Consider the following 14928-nt stretch of genomic DNA (forward strand, 5'->3'; position numbering starts at 1 on the left):
ATCAGGATTGAACGGCTGCGGAAGCATTCGGCTCGGCGGTCCGGCGCTCGGAGAGGCGCAGCCATGCCTGATGAAGAAGCATGACCAGGAGACCGAGAAGAGACGCCACGCAAATTGCGAGGAAGGTGTCGTTATAGGCAAGCGTATAGGCTTCGCGCGTGACCTGCTGCGACAGCAATGCCAGCCCTTCGGCGTTGAGCAATGTCTGGTCGGTGATGACCTTGCCGTATCCCGCGGAAAGCTGCGAGACGCGCTGGGCCACCAGCGGATCCTGGAGCAGGATATGCTCGACCAGCACGTTCGAGTGGAACTTCTCGCGGATGGTGACGAAGGTTCCGAGCATTGCCGAGCCGAAGAGCGAGCCGATACTCTGGGTGAAAAGAAAGATCGCCAGGAAATTGACGATGAAGGGATAGCCACGGGCCATGGCCGCCTTGAAGCCGCTCGCCATCACCGGCGGCAGGAACATCGCCGCTCCTGCCGAGACCAAGGCCTGGCTGAGATACATTTGCTCCGGCCGTGTCAGGCTCGTGGACTGGCTGTCGAGATAGGCGCCTGCCGCGATGAGCACCAGCGATATCAAATGCGCGGTGCTGACGTAGCGCGTCGTCATCAACAGCGTGCAAAACAATCCGCCGAGCACCGAGGCGACCAGAACGATAGCGTAGAGCTTGGTCGTCTGATCGTTGAGCAGGCCAAGCTGCTGGTAGAAGTTCGCGGCCGTCGACGATTGCTCAGAGGAGACGAAGCGGAACATCAGAAGCACGCCCGCCATCCTGAGATTGGAGCCAGAGAGCACCCAGCGGATATCCAGCATCGGATTTTCGCGCGGCAGCTCAATCGCCACCACGAGCGCCAGACAACCAGCGGCGACAGCAAGAAGAACACCGATCCACGGCGCTTCGAACCACCAGTAGAGACGCCCCAGCGTGAGAACGACCGCGAGGCAGCCGAAACCGACGGCAAGCAGGAGATAACTCAGGAAATCCAGGCGCTGGATGACGACCGCGCGCGGCGGCGAGGTCAATGGCATGGTGTAGATGATAGCGAAAACCAGCAGCGCCAGTCCCATCTCCAGCGTATAGAGCGCGTGGTAACCGCCGAGATCAAGCAGAGGCGGCGAGATGATGCGTGCGATCGGGGCGGCGAATAGCGTACACATCAGCGCCAGGCTGATGCCTGTCGTAAGCTTGCGCTCCGGCGGGAAGAGCTCGAGCATGTAGAGAAAGCCGAGCGTGGAGATCGGCGCCGCAGCAATGCCACTCAGCGCCCTGACGACGATCGCGGAGTGTAGGTCGGTCACCAGCAGGTTCAGCACCGCGGCGAAGACGAAGCAGACGATGCTGAACTCGGCGAAACGCCTCAGGCCATATTGCGTGCGGATCTTGAAGAGCGCGATCGACAGGCTGGCATATGGCGCCATATAGGCCGCCGACAGCCAGGAGACCTCGGCGGCCGTCGCCGAAAACGATCCCTGGAGCTGATAGATATTGGCATTCACAAGGTTCATGCCGAGACCCTGCGTAACGAAGAGCAGGACCGACGCGGCCATGTAGAAAGGCTTCTTCCAGCCGGCCATCGGAACCACGGGCGGCGGCGCAGGCTGCGGCACTGGTGATGCCGCCTCGTCCGCGGCCTTTGGCGCAACATTGTCGCTGGACGCCTGGACGAGGCTCATTGCTATTTCCTCACACTCCGCGAATGCCCTGCAAATTCGCCTGCATGGCCCGTATCGTATCCAAGGTAGTCCTCAGATCGCGTTCGGGAATACCTGATATCACCTGGGCACGCACGCTTACGGCGATGTCGTCGATCTCGCCGGCGACGACCTTGCCTGTCTCGGTGATGTAGATCTCCTTGGCGCGACGGTCGGAGCCGGCGACGCGGCGCTCGACGAAGCCCTGCCCTTCCATCGCGTCCAGAATACGGACCAATGTCGGCGTTTCCAGTTCCAGCCGGTCGGCAAGCTCCCGCTGGTTGATGCCGTCCTTCTTGTTCAGCGTGAAAAACACCCGCGCCCGCGGCAGCGTCATGTTCCGTTCCCGGACGATCTTGTCGAAAACCGCTCTAAGCTTCCGGTTGAAAGCCGCCAAATCTTCAATCAACTCTCGTCCGAGAGGCGCATTTGTCATATTTATCAGTCCATTTAATTAGTGTGCTTATTATATCTTTTACGCCTACAGTCATTTCCCGCGTTTTTCAAGCGGTGATGACGAGAGTCTCGATGCACACTCCCCTATCAACGCCTAAAATACCACGAACGCGTTGATTCGCGTGAGTCGCTTTGTACCGTGTCCGGAAGGCTACACCGCCGGTATTTTCGCGTAATGGCAAGATGCGCTGTGGAGAAGTCGAACAACGTGCCAAAGCCAAAGCGTTTTGGCCGCACGCCATGTTCAGCACTTGATTTTGCCGTTGGTGAATTGCAAACCCGAAGCTGAATAAGACAGAACGGATCAAGATGAACGACGCCGCCCGAAAGATCGCCGCTGTTGCCCAGCCGGAGCAGCACTACCGCGAAGCACCCAACAACATCGAGGCCGAGCAGGCACTTCTCGGCGCGATCCTGATGAACAACGACGCCTATTACCGGGTGTCGGACTTCCTCAAGCCGCCGCATCTCTACGAGCCGCTGCACCGCAAGATCTTCGAGGTTGCGGGCGACATCATCCGCATGGGCAAGATTGCCAATCCGGTGACGATCAAGACCTTCCTGAAGGCCGACGAGAAGGTCGGCGACATGACGGTCTCCGAATATCTCGCCCGCCTGGCGCGCGAAGCCGTCACCATCATCAATGCCGAGGACTATGGCCGCGCGATCTACGATCTGGCGCTGCGCCGGGCGCTGATCACCATCGGTGAGGACGTCGTCAACATCGCATACGACGCGCCGCTCGACATGCCGCCGCAGGCGCAGATCGAAGACACCGAGCGCCGCCTGTTCGAACTTGCCGAAAACGGCCGCTATGACGGTGGCTTCCAGGCGTTCAACGACGCGGTGGCGCTGGCGATCGACATGGCTGCTGTCGCCAAGGAGCGCGATGGCGGTCTTTCCGGTATCTCGACCGGCATCATGTCGCTCGACGGCAAGATGGGTGGTCTGCAGCGGTCCGACTTGATCGTGCTTGCCGGACGCCCGGGCATGGGAAAGACCTCGCTTGCGACCAACATCGCCTACAACATCGCCGCCGCCTATGAAGGCGAAGTGCAGTCCGACGGCAGCATGAAGGCGAAACAGGGCGGCGTCGTCGGCTTCTACTCACTCGAAATGTCGTCCGAACAGCTGGCCACCCGTATCATCTCCGAGCAGACGGAAGTCTCCTCGTCGAAGATCCGCCGCGGCGACATCAACGATGCCGACTTCGAAAAGCTCGTCGCCTGCTCGATGATGATGCAGAAGGTGCCGCTCTATATCGACCAGACCGGTGGTATCTCAATCGCCCAGCTATCCGCCCGCGCGCGCCGCCTGAAGCGCCAGCGCGGCCTCGATTGCCTGGTAGTGGACTACATCCAGCTGATGACGGGCGCCGGCAAGGGCGACAACCGCGTGCAGGAAATCACCCAGATCACGACCGGCCTCAAGGCGCTCGGCAAGGAACTGAACGTGCCGATCATCGCGCTGTCGCAGCTGTCGCGTCAGGTCGAAAGCCGCGAGGACAAGCGCCCGCAGCTCTCCGACCTTCGTGAATCGGGCTCGATCGAGCAGGACGCCGACGTTGTGCTCTTCGTGTTCCGCGAGGAATACTACGTCAAGAACCTCGAGCCGCGCGACATCCACGATCCGAAATATCCGGAGTGGGAAGCGCTGTTCGACAAGGTGAAGGGCACCGCCGACGTCATCATCGCCAAGCAGCGCCACGGACCGACCGGCACCGTCAAGCTCGCCTTCCAGTCCGAGTTCACCCGCTTCGCCGATCTGGCCGAGCCGAGCTTTACGCATTACGAAGAGCAGTAAGGCCTGAGCCGAATTTGACACCGCGCCCTCGCGTTGGCATTATCGCCAACATGAGGGCGCAACTGCTTTATCGCTCGAAATCCGTGTTGTCGGACGGCGCAATCCAGGAGTTGGTCGTCTGGAAAGTGACGCGGTCCGTGCCGGGTAGCACTCATGGCTACAAGTACAGCCTCTTCTATGGCGATCCCGGACAACGCGTCGTCGGGTATGACAACGAGCGAGGCAAGGGCGACCACAAGCACCTCGATGGCCATGAAGAGGCATATGTGTTCTCGACCGTCGAAAAACTTCTCGAAGATTTTCGCAGAGACGTCGACATCAGAAGGAGCCGGCGCAGATGACCACCGCAACGATCCGAATTCAAAGAGACGATGACGCCGCGATCGGCAACGCGATCGATGGGTTCGCCAAAGCCTGGAACAGCGGCGAAGCGCAACCTCACCTTTTCACCTTCTCATCGCCCGAACAGCTCTTCTCGGTGCTCACGCCCAAACGCTGGACATTGATCGAGCGCCTGCAAGCGATTGGCCCTTCGACCTATCGCGGCTTGGCCACCGCTCTGTCCCGCGACGTCAAGCGAGTGCACGAGGATGCCACCGCGCTGATCGAATGGGGACTGATCGAGGTCAACGAAGAAGGTCGTATCCATGTGCCCTATGAGGTGATCCATGCCGATTTCGATCTTCGCAGCGTTGCGTGAGCAAAGCGCCGTCTCTTCCTTGTAATCATCCGACCCTTACAATGCGCGGAGACCTCCCTCCGCCTCCACTGCAGATGTGAAACATGACCGATTTTCCAGACGACTACGAAGAAGAAGACCGTTTTGCCTCCGCGGGTTTGCGCCTGACGGTAGATCTGGCCGCGCTGACCGACAACTGGCGTGACATGGCGCGGCGTTCCGGTAAGGCGCGCACCGCAGCCGTGGTCAAGGCCGATGCTTACGGTACCGGGATGGAGGACGCCGGAGAGGCACTTTATCTGGCCGGTGCGCGGGATTTCTTCGTGGCGACGGTCGATGAAGGCGTGACGCTCAGGCTCTATGCGCCCGATGCCCGTATCTTCGTGCTTGCAGGCATCTGGCCGGGGACCGAGCGGCGCTTTTTCGAGAACGATCTCGTGCCGGTCATATCGTCGGAGGAGCAGCTTGCCTTCTGGATGGCGGTGCTGGCCGAGTATGGCGACTATCCTTGCGCGCTGCATGTCGACACCGGCTTCAACCGGCTGGGTCTCGACATGAACGAGGCGATCGCGCTCGCCGATGACGTGTCGCGTCCGGCGAGTTTCGCGCCCGTGCTGGTCATGAGCCACCTTGCCTGCGGCGACGATCCGAGCTCGGCGATGAACCGGCAACAGCTTGAATCATTCCGCAAGGTTAGCGCCGCCTATGAAGGTATCGATTCAAGCCTTTCGGCCTCCGCCGGCATCTTCCTCGGCAACGATTATCACTTCGACCTGACGCGCCCGGGGATCGCGCTTTATGGCGGCGCGGCGGTCAACGGGATGGCCAATCCGATGCGACCGGTGGTCACGGCGGAGGCGCGCGTCATTCAGGTGCGTGATGCCAAGGCCGGCCAAGGCGTCGGCTATGGCCGCGCACTGGAACTTACCCGCGACAGCCGGCTCGCCATCGTCTCCGCCGGCTACGCCGACGGCTATCTGCGCAGCCAGTCCGGCGGCGGCGTACCGTTGCGGCAGGTGGCGCCAGAGGGCGGCCACGGCTTCATCGCCGGACGCAGGGTCCCCATTGCTGGGCGGGTGACCATGGATATGACGATCTTCGACATCACCGATCTGCCCGAGAACGCGGTGAACGCCGGCGATTATGTCGAGCTCTTCGGGAAGAACATCTCGGTCGACGACGTCGCGCGCGCGGCGGGCACGATCGGCTACGAGGTGCTGACGAGCATGGGGTTGCGCCACGAGCGGCGGTATCTGAGCGAGGACGACGGCTAGGGCTTGGAATCCCTGCCTGCGCCTCTTGGAAGCCGGAAATCTTCGTGCTAAAAGAGAACAAAAGGAGATCGAAATGACCGAGATCCATCTCAGCGAGCAAGACCTCACCTTCATCGAGGAGCAGATAACAGACGGACGATACCGAAACGCCGAAGACGTTATTTCGGCAGGGCTGAGACTGCTTGGCAGCGAAGAAGGCGAGATACCGGAACTGCGCCATCTGATCCAACAGGGCATCGATGACATCGATGCCGGACGCGCCATCACATTCGAAAGCGCCGAAGATCTGACAAAGCACATTCTCATGATGGCAGAGGAACGGAAGAATGCGGCCGCGTCAGCTGAAAATGTCGTTCGAGGCGCTGAACGATCTTCTCGGCATGTATGATCATATTGCAGCCTTCGATGGGCTTGCTGCGCGCCGTTTTCTCGATGACATCAACGGCAAGATCGAATGGATAGCTAAGCTCGGCATAGCCGGAAGTCCGCGCGAGTTCATTCCCGGGTTGCGGGCTTTCTCTTATCGCAATCGCTGTATCTATTTCTTCATTGATGATGAGAGGCTTTCCGTACTGCATGGACGGCAGAAGATCGAGCCCTCACATTTCCTGCGTTTTTATCAGACAGAACAAGAAGACTGATCCTTCCACATGGCAAAAGCAAGAACACAATTCATCTGCCAGGGCTGCGGCACCATCCACAGCCGGTGGGCCGGCAAATGCGAGGGTTGCGGCGCGTGGAACACCATCGTCGAGGAAGACCCGATGGGCGGGATCGGCGGTGGGCCGGCGAAGACGCCAAAGAAAGGCCGCCCCGTGGCGCTGACCGCGCTGTCCGGCGAGATCGAGGAAGCGCCGCGCATCCATACCGGCATATCCGAGCTCGACCGGGCGCTGGGCGGCGGTTTCGTGCGCGGCTCGGCGGTGCTGATCGGCGGCGATCCCGGCATCGGCAAGTCGACGCTGCTCATGCAGGGGGCGGCGGCGCTTTCGAGGCGCGGGCACAGGATCATCTATGTCTCGGGCGAAGAGGCCGTGGCGCAGGTGCGGCTCAGGGCACAGCGGCTCGGGGCAGCGGATACGGATGTGCTGCTCGCTGCCGAGACCAATGTCGAGGATATCCTGGCGACGCTGGCCGAAGGCAAGCGGCCCGACCTCGTCATCATCGATTCCATCCAGACACTGTGGAGCGATCTCGCCGAGTCCGCGCCCGGCACGGTGACGCAGGTGCGCACCGGCGTGCAGGCGATGATCAAGTTCGCCAAGCAGACGGGTGCCGCCATGGTGCTCGTCGGCCACGTCACCAAGGACGGGCAGATCGCCGGTCCGCGCGTGGTCGAGCACATGGTCGATGCGGTTCTCTATTTCGAGGGCGACCGCGGTCACCACTACCGCATCCTGCGTACCGTCAAGAACCGCTTCGGGCCGACCGACGAGATCGGCGTGTTCGAGATGTCGGACAAGGGTCTGCGCGAGGTGGCGAACCCGTCCGAACTCTTCCTTGGCGAGCGCAACGAGAAATCGCCTGGAGCTGCCGTCTTTGCCGGCATCGAGGGCACGCGGCCGATCCTCGTCGAAGTGCAGGCGCTGGTGGCGCCGACATCGCTGGGTACGCCGCGACGCGCGATCGTCGGGTGGGATTCGGCGCGGCTGTCGATGATCTTAGCCGTGCTCGAGGCCCATTGCGGGGTGAAGCTCGGGCAGCACGACGTCTATCTCAACATCGCGGGTGGCTACCGGATTTCAGAGCCGGCAGCCGATGTGGCGGTCGCGTCCGCATTGGTTTCGTCGCTTGCCGGTATTGCCCTTCCGGCCGATTGTGTCTATTTCGGCGAAGTCAGCCTGTCGGGCGCCGTCCGGCCGGTTGCGCACACGAACCAGCGCCTCAAAGAAGCCGAGAAGCTCGGATTTTCTGCAGCGCTGCTTCCATCAGGGTCCGCCGAACTGCCGAAGGGCACGGGTGGGCGCTGGAGCGAGATCGAAAGCCTGCCGGATCTGGTCGCCCGGATCGCCGGCTCGAAGGGCGCTTTGAGACGTGTGGAAGAAGAGGTTTGATCCTTTCATCGCCGCAACAGGTGATGATATAGGATGCACGCAATGAGGCGCGACTGAGCTGCGAATTGGCGGCCGTCCTGGAGTTGGATTTATATGCCCATTACGATTTTCGACGGTATTGTCATCGGCGTCGTGCTTTTTTCCGCCGTGCTCGCCATGGTGCGCGGCTTCTCCCGCGAAGTGCTCTCGATCGCAAGCTGGGGCGGCTCGGCTGCCGCAGCCTACTATTTCTACCCTTATCTCGTGCCCTACGCCAAGAAGTACACCGACGATGACCGCATCGCGCTCGTCGGCTCGGCCGCGGTCGTGTTTCTGGTCGCGCTGATCGTGATTTCCTTCATCACCATGAAGATCGCCGATTTCATCATCGACAGCCGCATCGGCGCGCTCGACCGTACTTTGGGCTTCCTGTTTGGCGCGGCAAGAGGCATACTTCTGCTCGTCGTCGCCACCGCCTTCTGGAACTGGCTGGTCGCCGATCATGGCGCGGCCTGGGTCAACAATGCCAAGTCGAAGCCATTTCTGGATTCGATGGTCGTGAAGATGCAGTCGGTTCTGCCTGCAGAATTCGCGCAGGTACTCCGCGCAAGCGCAGAGAAGATGTTACAGCCGCAGGGCGGCAATGCGGAAGGCGACAATGCGCCGGCTTCCGATCAGGCGCCGGCCGAAGATGCCGCCCCCGCTCCTGCCAATGGTGCACAGCAGCCGTCTAATTGACGCAGTGTTCAACAGCTTGACCCAGCCTATGGCAGTTGCCATTTGAGGGGGACGCGACTAAAGGTCCGGCCGGGCACACGCTCCGCCGGGCTTACGCCGTTTTCGGAAGTGCCATTCCATTCTTGTGAGAGCAAAGGCCCGCATCAATGAACCAGTCCCATTCCTCCACGCTCAACGACGAACTCGACGGCGATACGCTGCATGAGGAATGCGGTGTCTTCGGCGTTCTCGGTCATCCCGATGGCGCAACGCTGACAGCGCTCGGGCTGCATGCCCTGCAGCATCGTGGACAGGAGGCGGCCGGTATCGTCACTTTCGACGGCAAGCAGTTCCATACCGAAAAGCGCATGGGCCTCGTCGGCGACCACTACACCGACCCGGCAACGCTGGCGAAGCTTCCGGGCTTCATTTCAATCGGCCACACGCGCTACTCCACGACAGGCGAAGTGGCGCTTCGCAACGTGCAGCCGCTGTTCGCCGAACTCGAAGTCGGCGGCATCGCCGTTGCCCATAACGGCAACTTCACCAACGGCCTGACGATGCGGCGCATGCTGATTGCCGATGGCGCCATCTTCCAGGCGACGTCGGACACCGAAGTGGTGCTGCACCTGATCGCCCGCTCCAAGCAGACCTCCTCCTCCGACCGCTTCATCGACGCCATCCGCCAGATGGAAGGCGGCTACTCGATGCTGGCGATGACCCGCACCAAGCTGATCGCCGCGCGCGACCCGATCGGCATCCGTCCCCTCGTGATGGGCGAACTCGACGGCAAGCCGATCTTCTGTTCCGAGACCTGTGCGCTCGACATCATCGGCGCGAAGTACATTCGCGACGTCGAGAACGGCGAAGTCATCATCTGTGAAATCCAGCCTGATGGCTCGATCACCATCGACAGCCGCAAGGCCGACCAGCCGAAGCCGGAACGCCTCTGCCTGTTCGAATATGTCTACTTCGCCCGTCCCGATTCCGTCGTCGGCGGCCGCAGCGTCTACACGGCGCGCAAGAACATGGGCATCAACCTCGCCAAGGAAGCTCCCGTCGAGGCCGACGTCGTCGTGCCGGTGCCCGATGGCGGCACCCCGGCAGCGCTCGGCTTTGCCCAGGCGAGCGGCATTCCGTTTGAATACGGCATCATCCGCAACCATTATGTCGGCCGCACCTTCATCGAGCCGACGCAGCAGATTCGCGCATTCGGCGTGAAGCTGAAGCATTCCGCCAACCGCGCGATGATCGAAGGCAAGCGCGTCGTGCTCGTCGACGATTCGATCGTTCGCGGCACGACCTCGCTGAAGATCGTGCAGATGATCCGCGATGCCGGCGCCAAGGAAGTGCATATCCGCGTCGCCAGCCCGATGATCTACTTCCCCGATTTCTACGGCATCGATACGCCCGATGCGGACAAGCTGCTCGCCAACCAGTATTCGAGCCTGCAGGCGATGTGCGACTATATCGGCGCCGACTCGCTTGAGTTCCTGTCGATCGATGGCCTCTACCGCGCCGTCGGCGGCGAGAACCGCGATGCCGCCAATCCGCAGTTCACCGACCACTACTTCACCGGTGACTACCCAACCCGCCTGCTCGACAACGACAGCACCAGCAATGTCCGCAAGCTCGCCGTCATGGCCAGCAACGGCTGATCTCGACTGACCTTTCGACCGAGGGGCCGACCGCGCCCCTCGCCTCCCGGCGCATACGGATAAGGCTACAATGAGCGTCAATCTCACCGGCAAGGTCGCACTCGTTACCGGCGCATCGCGCGGGATCGGCTATTTCACCGCACTCGAATTGGCCAAGGCCGGCGCCCATGTCGTCGCCTGCGCCCGCACGGTCGGCGGCCTCGAGGATCTCGATGACGCGATCAAGGCCGTCGGCGGCTCGGCGACGCTCGTTCCCTTCGACCTTGCCGACATGAACGCCATCGACGCGCTCGGCGCCTCGATCTTCGAACGCTGGGGCAAGCTCGACATTCTCGTCGCCAATGCCGGCGTGTTGGGCGTGATCTCGCCGATCGGCCATATCGAGGCGAAGGTGTTCGAGAAGGTGATGACGATCAACGTCACGGCGACATGGCGGCTGATCCGCTCGGTCGATCCGCTGCTGACGCGCTCCGAAGGCGGACGCGCCGTTATCCTCTCTTCCGCCGCCGCCCATCGCTGCCGCCCGTTCTGGGGCGCCTATTCGGCTTCCAAGGCTGCGGTCGAGGCCTTGGCGCGCACCTGGGCTGGCGAAACGCAGAGCACGCCTCTTCGCGTCACCAGCGTCGATCCGGGCGCCACGCGCACCGCGATGCGCGCGCAGGCCGTGCCGGGCGAAGATCCGGAAACGCTGCCGCACCCGTCCGAGGTCGCCAAGGCGATGATGCCGCTTCTCGCTCCCGACTACACCGAAACAGGCAAGCTGTTCATCGTGCGCGAAAACAAGCTCGTCGGCTACCAGATGCCTGGCTAAGCCGTTTCGGCTACCGCGACGCTTGCGCTGCTGTCTGGAAGAGGTCCGACAGTTCGGGCTCGTCCGGGCATAGCGCGTTGAGATCGACAGGACCCTGGATGCCGGCAACGCCGCCGGTATCGGCGAACTGCCAGATCGACCATATCGAGCAATCTCCCACCCACGGCTCCTCAGCGATGCTTCGCAGCCAGAGATGATGCGCTGGAAACATCTCCTCGTGCCCCTTCAGATATTGATCGAAGAAGGGCTGATCGAGATAGAAGATCGGCTTGCCGGGATAGGCCCCGTTCAGATCCGCGAAGAAAGCCTGGAGCTCGGTGCTCAGCTCCTCGCGTGTCGGCACCTTGCCGCAATTGCCGGTGAATTCGAGATCGATGGCAATTGGCAGCGTTCCCGGTTCTGAGGGCACCGTCGCCAGCACATTCTGCGCCTGATCGCGGCCGGGGCGGCAGAAGGTGAAGAAGTGGTAGGCGCCCCTGACGATGCCTGCATCCTTCGCCGCCTGCCAGTTCTCGGCAAAGCGGGTGTCGCGGTGGTCCCCGCCTTCCGTCGCCTTCATGATGGCGAAACGGACATTCGGCTGCGCCGCCACCGCCCTCCAGTCAATTGCGCCTTGATGATGGCTGATGTCGATGCCCTGGATCGGATAATCGGTGAGCGAGGGAGGAGAGAAAGGGGCCATGGCGCGATCGTATTCCAGATAGGCGACTGAGGCCACAGCCAGAAGGATGGCGGCGAGCAATGCCTGGTTTATTCGCTTCAATGGTGGCTCCGCTTTGCCCATCGTTGCTGCCTGATATAGGGCGAGCTTGAGCGATGTCTGGACCGCCCGGCCCTTCGCTTGCGCTCCGGGCGTTCGACGCTGCAATCGATTCGCTGGATCGATTGCTCGCGCTCAGCCCGACCGCGTCTCACCCCCCTTGACCAACGCCCGAAGCCGGGCCATAAAACCCGCCATGAAGACGGTTACCTGCATTATCTGCCGGAAGATTATTCGCTAGCGCGCTCGCTGGCCTGGCCGTTTTCGTCTCCCAATAAGCCAAGATGACAAACGCCCCGGCCCGCCGGCGGCGATACGTTGTTTTTCGGATTATGGCATTTTGGGAGAATAGACATGGACGGCCAGTCGGGATCGAAGACGCCGGAACTCAAGCTGTACAACACGCTGACGCGCGAACGGACGGTCTTTCAGCCGATCGACGCCGACAATGTGCGCATGTATGTCTGCGGCCCGACCGTCTATGACTTCGCCCATATCGGCAACGCCCGCCCCGTCATCGTCTTCGACGTTCTCTTCCGGCTGCTGAAGCACGTCTATGGCGACGACCACGTCACCTATGCGCGCAACATCACCGACGTCGACGACAAGATCAACGCGCGGGCGCTGCGCGATCATCCGAGCCTCTCGCTCAACGACGCGATCCATGCCGTGACCGAGAAGACGGCGCGGCAGTTCCACGAGGACGTGGCGGCACTCGGCTGCCTTGAGCCATCGGTGGAGCCGCGCGCGACCGACAATATCGCCCAGATGATCGAGATCATCGGGCGACTGATTGCGCGTGGTCATGCCTATGAGGCCGAGGGCGAGGTGTTGTTCGACACCAAGTCGATGGCTGATTACGGGCAGCTTTCCAAGCGGCCGCTCGACGAACAGCAGGCGGGCGCCCGCATCGCCGTCGACGCGCACAAGAAGAACCCCGGCGACTTCGTTCTCTGGAAGGCCTCCAGCGACAGCGAACCCGGCTGGGAAAGCCCATGGGGCCGTGGACGTCCGGGCTGGCACATCGAGTGCTCGGCAATGAGCCAGCGCTATCTCGGCGACGTCTTCGATATCCATGGCGGCGGGCTCGACCTGATCTTCCCGCACCATGAAAATGAGATCGCCCAGTCGCGCTGCGCGCATGGCACCGAGGTGATGGCGAATGTGTGGATGCACAACGGCTTCGTGCAGGTCGAAGGCCGCAAGATGTCGAAGTCGGAAGGCAATTTCATCACCATCAACGAGTTGCTGGCGACGGAGAAGTTCGGCGGTCGCAAGTGGCCGGGCGCTGTGCTGCGTCTCGCGATGCTGATGACGCATTACCGCGAGCCGATCGATTTTTCGGTCAAGCGGCTGGAAGAGGCTGAACGACTGCTGGCAAAGTGGCCGGCGGCGGACGCCGGCGACGCCGCTCCGTCTGAGGCGGTCCTCGGCGCGCTCCGCGACGATCTCAACACGGTGGCTGCCGTGCAGGCGCTGCATGCGCTGGCCCAGGAAGCCAACGCCGACAAATCGCTGCTGCCGACCTACGCCGCCAGTGCCGCCCTGCTGGGGCTTCTGCCCGAGATGGCGGAGATCGACGAGGCGGTGGCGATCGAGATCGACCGGCGCGTGAAGGCGCGGTTGGAACTGCTGAAGGCCAAGAACTTCGCCGAGGCCGACAAGATCCGCGACACGCTGCTGGCCGAGGGCGTGCAGCTGAAGGACGGCAAGGACGCGGCGACCGGCGAGCGGGTGACGACGTGGGAGGTGAAGCGGTAGCCATGGTCAGCGCTGCGGCTCGCGATACCCGCCTCTGCCCTGCCGGGCATCTCCCCCACAGGGGGGGAGATCGGCTGGGCGTGGCCGCATCGCCCAGCCATCAACGTTTCGAACTCATGCAACGTTGCTTAGGGCAGCGTCATCGCTACTATCCAATCTCCCCCCTTGTGGGGGAGATGTCCGACAGGACAGAGGGGGGTAACACGCCCGCTGCGCTGACGAAGGAGCATGTGACGCCCGCTGCTTCAGTCATCTCCAATGCAAGCGGAGATCGGCTGGGCGTGAAGACATCGCCCAACGATCGACGCATCGAATCCATGCAACGTTGCGTTGGGCAGCGTCATCGCTACTATCCAATCTCCCCCCTTGTGGGGGAGATGTCCGGCAGGACAGAGGGGGGTAACACGCCCGCTGCGCTAACGAAGGAGCATGCCATGACCCATGCCCCCGTTCCCCCGCAGCGCCGCGCCAACGCCAAGCGCATGCGCAAGGCGCTCACAGACGCCGAACTCAAACTCTGGAACGAACTACGGGCCCACAGGCTGATGGGCCTCGGCTTTCGCAGACAGGTTCCCGTCGCCGGCTTCATCGTCGATTTCGCCTGCCCTCAGCATCGGCTTATCGTCGAGATCGATGGCTCGCAGCACGCGCGCGAACCGAACGCTGTCTATGACGAAGCAAGGACGCGTCGCCTGGAGGCCGATCACTGGACAGTCCTGCGCTTCTGGAACGACGACGTGCTGCACAACATCGACAATGTCTGCCTGCATATCCTCACGATCATAGGAAGGCACAGCTCATGACCTCAACCTACACCGGCGGCTGCCAGTGCGGCGCGATCCGTTTCCGGGTCCGGGGGACGCTCAAGGACTCCTCGATCTGTCATTGCCGCATGTGCCAGAAGGCCTTCGGCGCCTATTATGCGCCGCTGGTGTCGGTGCGTGGCGCCGAGCTTGAATGGACGCGGGGCGAGCGGAAGCGGTTTCAGTCGTCCAACGTCGTCGAGCGCGGCTTCTGCGCCGATTGCGGTACGCCGCTGACCTATGAGGCGCCGGATGGGATCGCGATTGCAGCCGGCGCCTTCGACGATCCCTCGGCGCTGCCACCGGTGATCCAGTTCGGCACCGAGCGCAAGATCGAGTTCGTCGACCACCTGCACGAACTGCCGGCCCGCGTGACCGAAGACGATGCCGAGGCAGCACCCTTCGTGCTCGATCTCGTTTCCTACCAGCATCCCGACCACGACACCGCAACCTGGCCCGAGGAAAAGCGTCCGTGAC

General features: G+C 62.1%; 16 protein-coding genes. 13 read left to right on the forward strand and 3 right to left on the reverse strand.

Annotated features, from left to right (window positions below; all coding sequences use genetic code 11):
• Nucleotide 1 precedes the first annotated feature (1 nt).
• Nucleotides 2-1678, reverse strand: a complete 1677-nt coding sequence (locus ACODTZ_RS14110) for an MFS transporter (RefSeq protein ID WP_489026432.1) — start codon at nt 1676-1678, stop codon at nt 2-4.
• Between the two features lie 10 nt (nt 1679-1688).
• Complete coding sequence (locus ACODTZ_RS14115; protein ID WP_047513361.1) at nt 1689-2132, reverse strand: MarR family winged helix-turn-helix transcriptional regulator; 444 nt, start codon at nt 2130-2132, stop codon at nt 1689-1691.
• 329 nt (nt 2133-2461) lie between these two features.
• Here ACODTZ_RS14115 and ACODTZ_RS14120 point away from each other — a divergent pair, with 329 nt between their 5' ends.
• The 10 genes from ACODTZ_RS14120 (at nt 2462) to ACODTZ_RS14165 (ending at nt 11127) form a co-directional block, all read left to right on the forward strand.
• Nucleotides 2462-3955, forward strand: coding sequence for a replicative DNA helicase (locus ACODTZ_RS14120; protein WP_018898765.1), 1494 nt, complete (start codon nt 2462-2464; stop codon nt 3953-3955).
• Nucleotides 3956-3969: 14 nt separating this feature from the next.
• A complete protein-coding gene (locus ACODTZ_RS14125) occupies nt 3970-4296 on the forward strand; it encodes a toxin-antitoxin system TumE family protein (protein WP_489026435.1) in 327 nt (108 codons plus the stop codon).
• A complete protein-coding gene (locus tag ACODTZ_RS14130) occupies nt 4293-4655 on the forward strand; it encodes an HVO_A0114 family putative DNA-binding protein (protein ID WP_489026437.1) in 363 nt (120 codons plus the stop codon). Before ACODTZ_RS14125 ends, ACODTZ_RS14130 begins: the two co-directional genes overlap by 4 nt.
• Nucleotides 4656-4738: 83 nt before the next feature.
• The gene (gene alr / locus ACODTZ_RS14135) at nt 4739-5908 is read left to right on the forward strand and encodes an alanine racemase (protein WP_489026439.1); all 1170 of its coding nucleotides are present in this window, start codon (nt 4739-4741) and stop codon (nt 5906-5908) included.
• Between the two features lie 73 nt (nt 5909-5981).
• On the forward strand, nt 5982-6296 hold the full coding sequence (locus ACODTZ_RS14140) for a type II toxin-antitoxin system ParD family antitoxin (protein ID WP_489026441.1): 315 nt from the start codon (nt 5982-5984) through the stop codon (nt 6294-6296).
• A complete protein-coding gene (locus ACODTZ_RS14145) occupies nt 6289-6549 on the forward strand; it encodes a type II toxin-antitoxin system RelE/ParE family toxin (protein WP_489026443.1) in 261 nt (86 codons plus the stop codon). The genes ACODTZ_RS14140 and ACODTZ_RS14145 overlap by 8 nt, the downstream gene beginning before the upstream one ends.
• 9 nt (nt 6550-6558) lie before the next feature.
• Nucleotides 6559-7962 (forward strand): DNA repair protein RadA, encoded by a 1404-nt coding sequence (radA, locus tag ACODTZ_RS14150; protein ID WP_018898771.1) that lies wholly within the window; start codon nt 6559-6561, stop codon nt 7960-7962.
• Between the two features lie 93 nt (nt 7963-8055).
• Entirely contained in the window at nt 8056-8679 is a 624-nt protein-coding gene (locus ACODTZ_RS14155; protein ID WP_047513382.1) for a CvpA family protein, read from the forward strand.
• A 146-nt stretch (nt 8680-8825) separates the two neighbouring features.
• Entirely contained in the window at nt 8826-10316 is a 1491-nt protein-coding gene (gene purF / locus ACODTZ_RS14160; protein ID WP_111561102.1) for an amidophosphoribosyltransferase, read from the forward strand.
• Nucleotides 10317-10386: 70 nt separating this feature from the next.
• On the forward strand, nt 10387-11127 hold the full coding sequence (locus ACODTZ_RS14165; RefSeq protein ID WP_209233101.1) for an SDR family NAD(P)-dependent oxidoreductase: 741 nt from the start codon (nt 10387-10389) through the stop codon (nt 11125-11127).
• A gap of 10 nt (nt 11128-11137) precedes the next feature.
• Here ACODTZ_RS14165 and ACODTZ_RS14170 read toward each other — a convergent pair whose 3' ends face one another.
• The gene (locus tag ACODTZ_RS14170) at nt 11138-11809 is read right to left on the reverse strand and encodes a glycoside hydrolase family 25 protein (RefSeq protein WP_489026610.1); all 672 of its coding nucleotides are present in this window, start codon (nt 11807-11809) and stop codon (nt 11138-11140) included.
• Nucleotides 11810-12241: 432 nt separating this feature from the next.
• Here ACODTZ_RS14170 and cysS point away from each other — a divergent pair, with 432 nt between their 5' ends.
• The 3 genes from cysS (at nt 12242) to ACODTZ_RS14185 (ending at nt 14927) form a co-directional block, all read left to right on the forward strand.
• Nucleotides 12242-13648, forward strand: a complete 1407-nt coding sequence (cysS, locus tag ACODTZ_RS14175) for a cysteine--tRNA ligase (protein ID WP_413393493.1) — start codon at nt 12242-12244, stop codon at nt 13646-13648.
• A gap of 434 nt (nt 13649-14082) precedes the next feature.
• Nucleotides 14083-14451: an endonuclease domain-containing protein gene (locus ACODTZ_RS14180; protein WP_489026447.1), complete on the forward strand. Its 369-nt coding sequence runs from the start codon at nt 14083-14085 to the stop codon at nt 14449-14451.
• Nucleotides 14448-14927: a GFA family protein gene (locus ACODTZ_RS14185; protein WP_489026449.1), complete on the forward strand. Its 480-nt coding sequence runs from the start codon at nt 14448-14450 to the stop codon at nt 14925-14927. Before ACODTZ_RS14180 ends, ACODTZ_RS14185 begins: the two co-directional genes overlap by 4 nt.
• The last annotated feature ends 1 nt before the right edge of the window (nt 14928 follow it).

The organism is Rhizobium sp. FG113 (assembly GCF_057809895.1).

What these genes read in the sequence shown, in the direction of transcription:
- ACODTZ_RS14110 (WP_489026432.1), bottom strand. Translation starts at nt 1,678, where the DNA reads ATGAGCCTCGTCCAGGCGTCCAGCGACAATGTTGCGCCAAAGGCCGCG.
- ACODTZ_RS14115 (WP_047513361.1), bottom strand. Translation starts at nt 2,132, where the DNA reads ATGACAAATGCGCCTCTCGGACGAGAGTTGATTGAAGATTTGGCGGCT.
- ACODTZ_RS14120 (WP_018898765.1), top strand. Translation starts at nt 2,462, where the DNA reads ATGAACGACGCCGCCCGAAAGATCGCCGCTGTTGCCCAGCCGGAGCAG.
- ACODTZ_RS14130 (WP_489026437.1), top strand. Translation starts at nt 4,293, where the DNA reads ATGACCACCGCAACGATCCGAATTCAAAGAGACGATGACGCCGCGATC.
- alr (WP_489026439.1), top strand. Translation starts at nt 4,739, where the DNA reads ATGACCGATTTTCCAGACGACTACGAAGAAGAAGACCGTTTTGCCTCC.
- ACODTZ_RS14140 (WP_489026441.1), top strand. Translation starts at nt 5,982, where the DNA reads ATGACCGAGATCCATCTCAGCGAGCAAGACCTCACCTTCATCGAGGAG.
- ACODTZ_RS14145 (WP_489026443.1), top strand. Translation starts at nt 6,289, where the DNA reads ATGTATGATCATATTGCAGCCTTCGATGGGCTTGCTGCGCGCCGTTTT.
- radA (WP_018898771.1), top strand. Translation starts at nt 6,559, where the DNA reads ATGGCAAAAGCAAGAACACAATTCATCTGCCAGGGCTGCGGCACCATC.
- ACODTZ_RS14155 (WP_047513382.1), top strand. Translation starts at nt 8,056, where the DNA reads ATGCCCATTACGATTTTCGACGGTATTGTCATCGGCGTCGTGCTTTTT.
- purF (WP_111561102.1), top strand. Translation starts at nt 8,826, where the DNA reads ATGAACCAGTCCCATTCCTCCACGCTCAACGACGAACTCGACGGCGAT.
- ACODTZ_RS14165 (WP_209233101.1), top strand. Translation starts at nt 10,387, where the DNA reads ATGAGCGTCAATCTCACCGGCAAGGTCGCACTCGTTACCGGCGCATCG.
- ACODTZ_RS14170 (WP_489026610.1), bottom strand. Translation starts at nt 11,809, where the DNA reads ATGGCCCCTTTCTCTCCTCCCTCGCTCACCGATTATCCGATCCAGGGC.
- cysS (WP_413393493.1), top strand. Translation starts at nt 12,242, where the DNA reads ATGGACGGCCAGTCGGGATCGAAGACGCCGGAACTCAAGCTGTACAAC.
- ACODTZ_RS14180 (WP_489026447.1), top strand. Translation starts at nt 14,083, where the DNA reads ATGACCCATGCCCCCGTTCCCCCGCAGCGCCGCGCCAACGCCAAGCGC.
- ACODTZ_RS14185 (WP_489026449.1), top strand. Translation starts at nt 14,448, where the DNA reads ATGACCTCAACCTACACCGGCGGCTGCCAGTGCGGCGCGATCCGTTTC.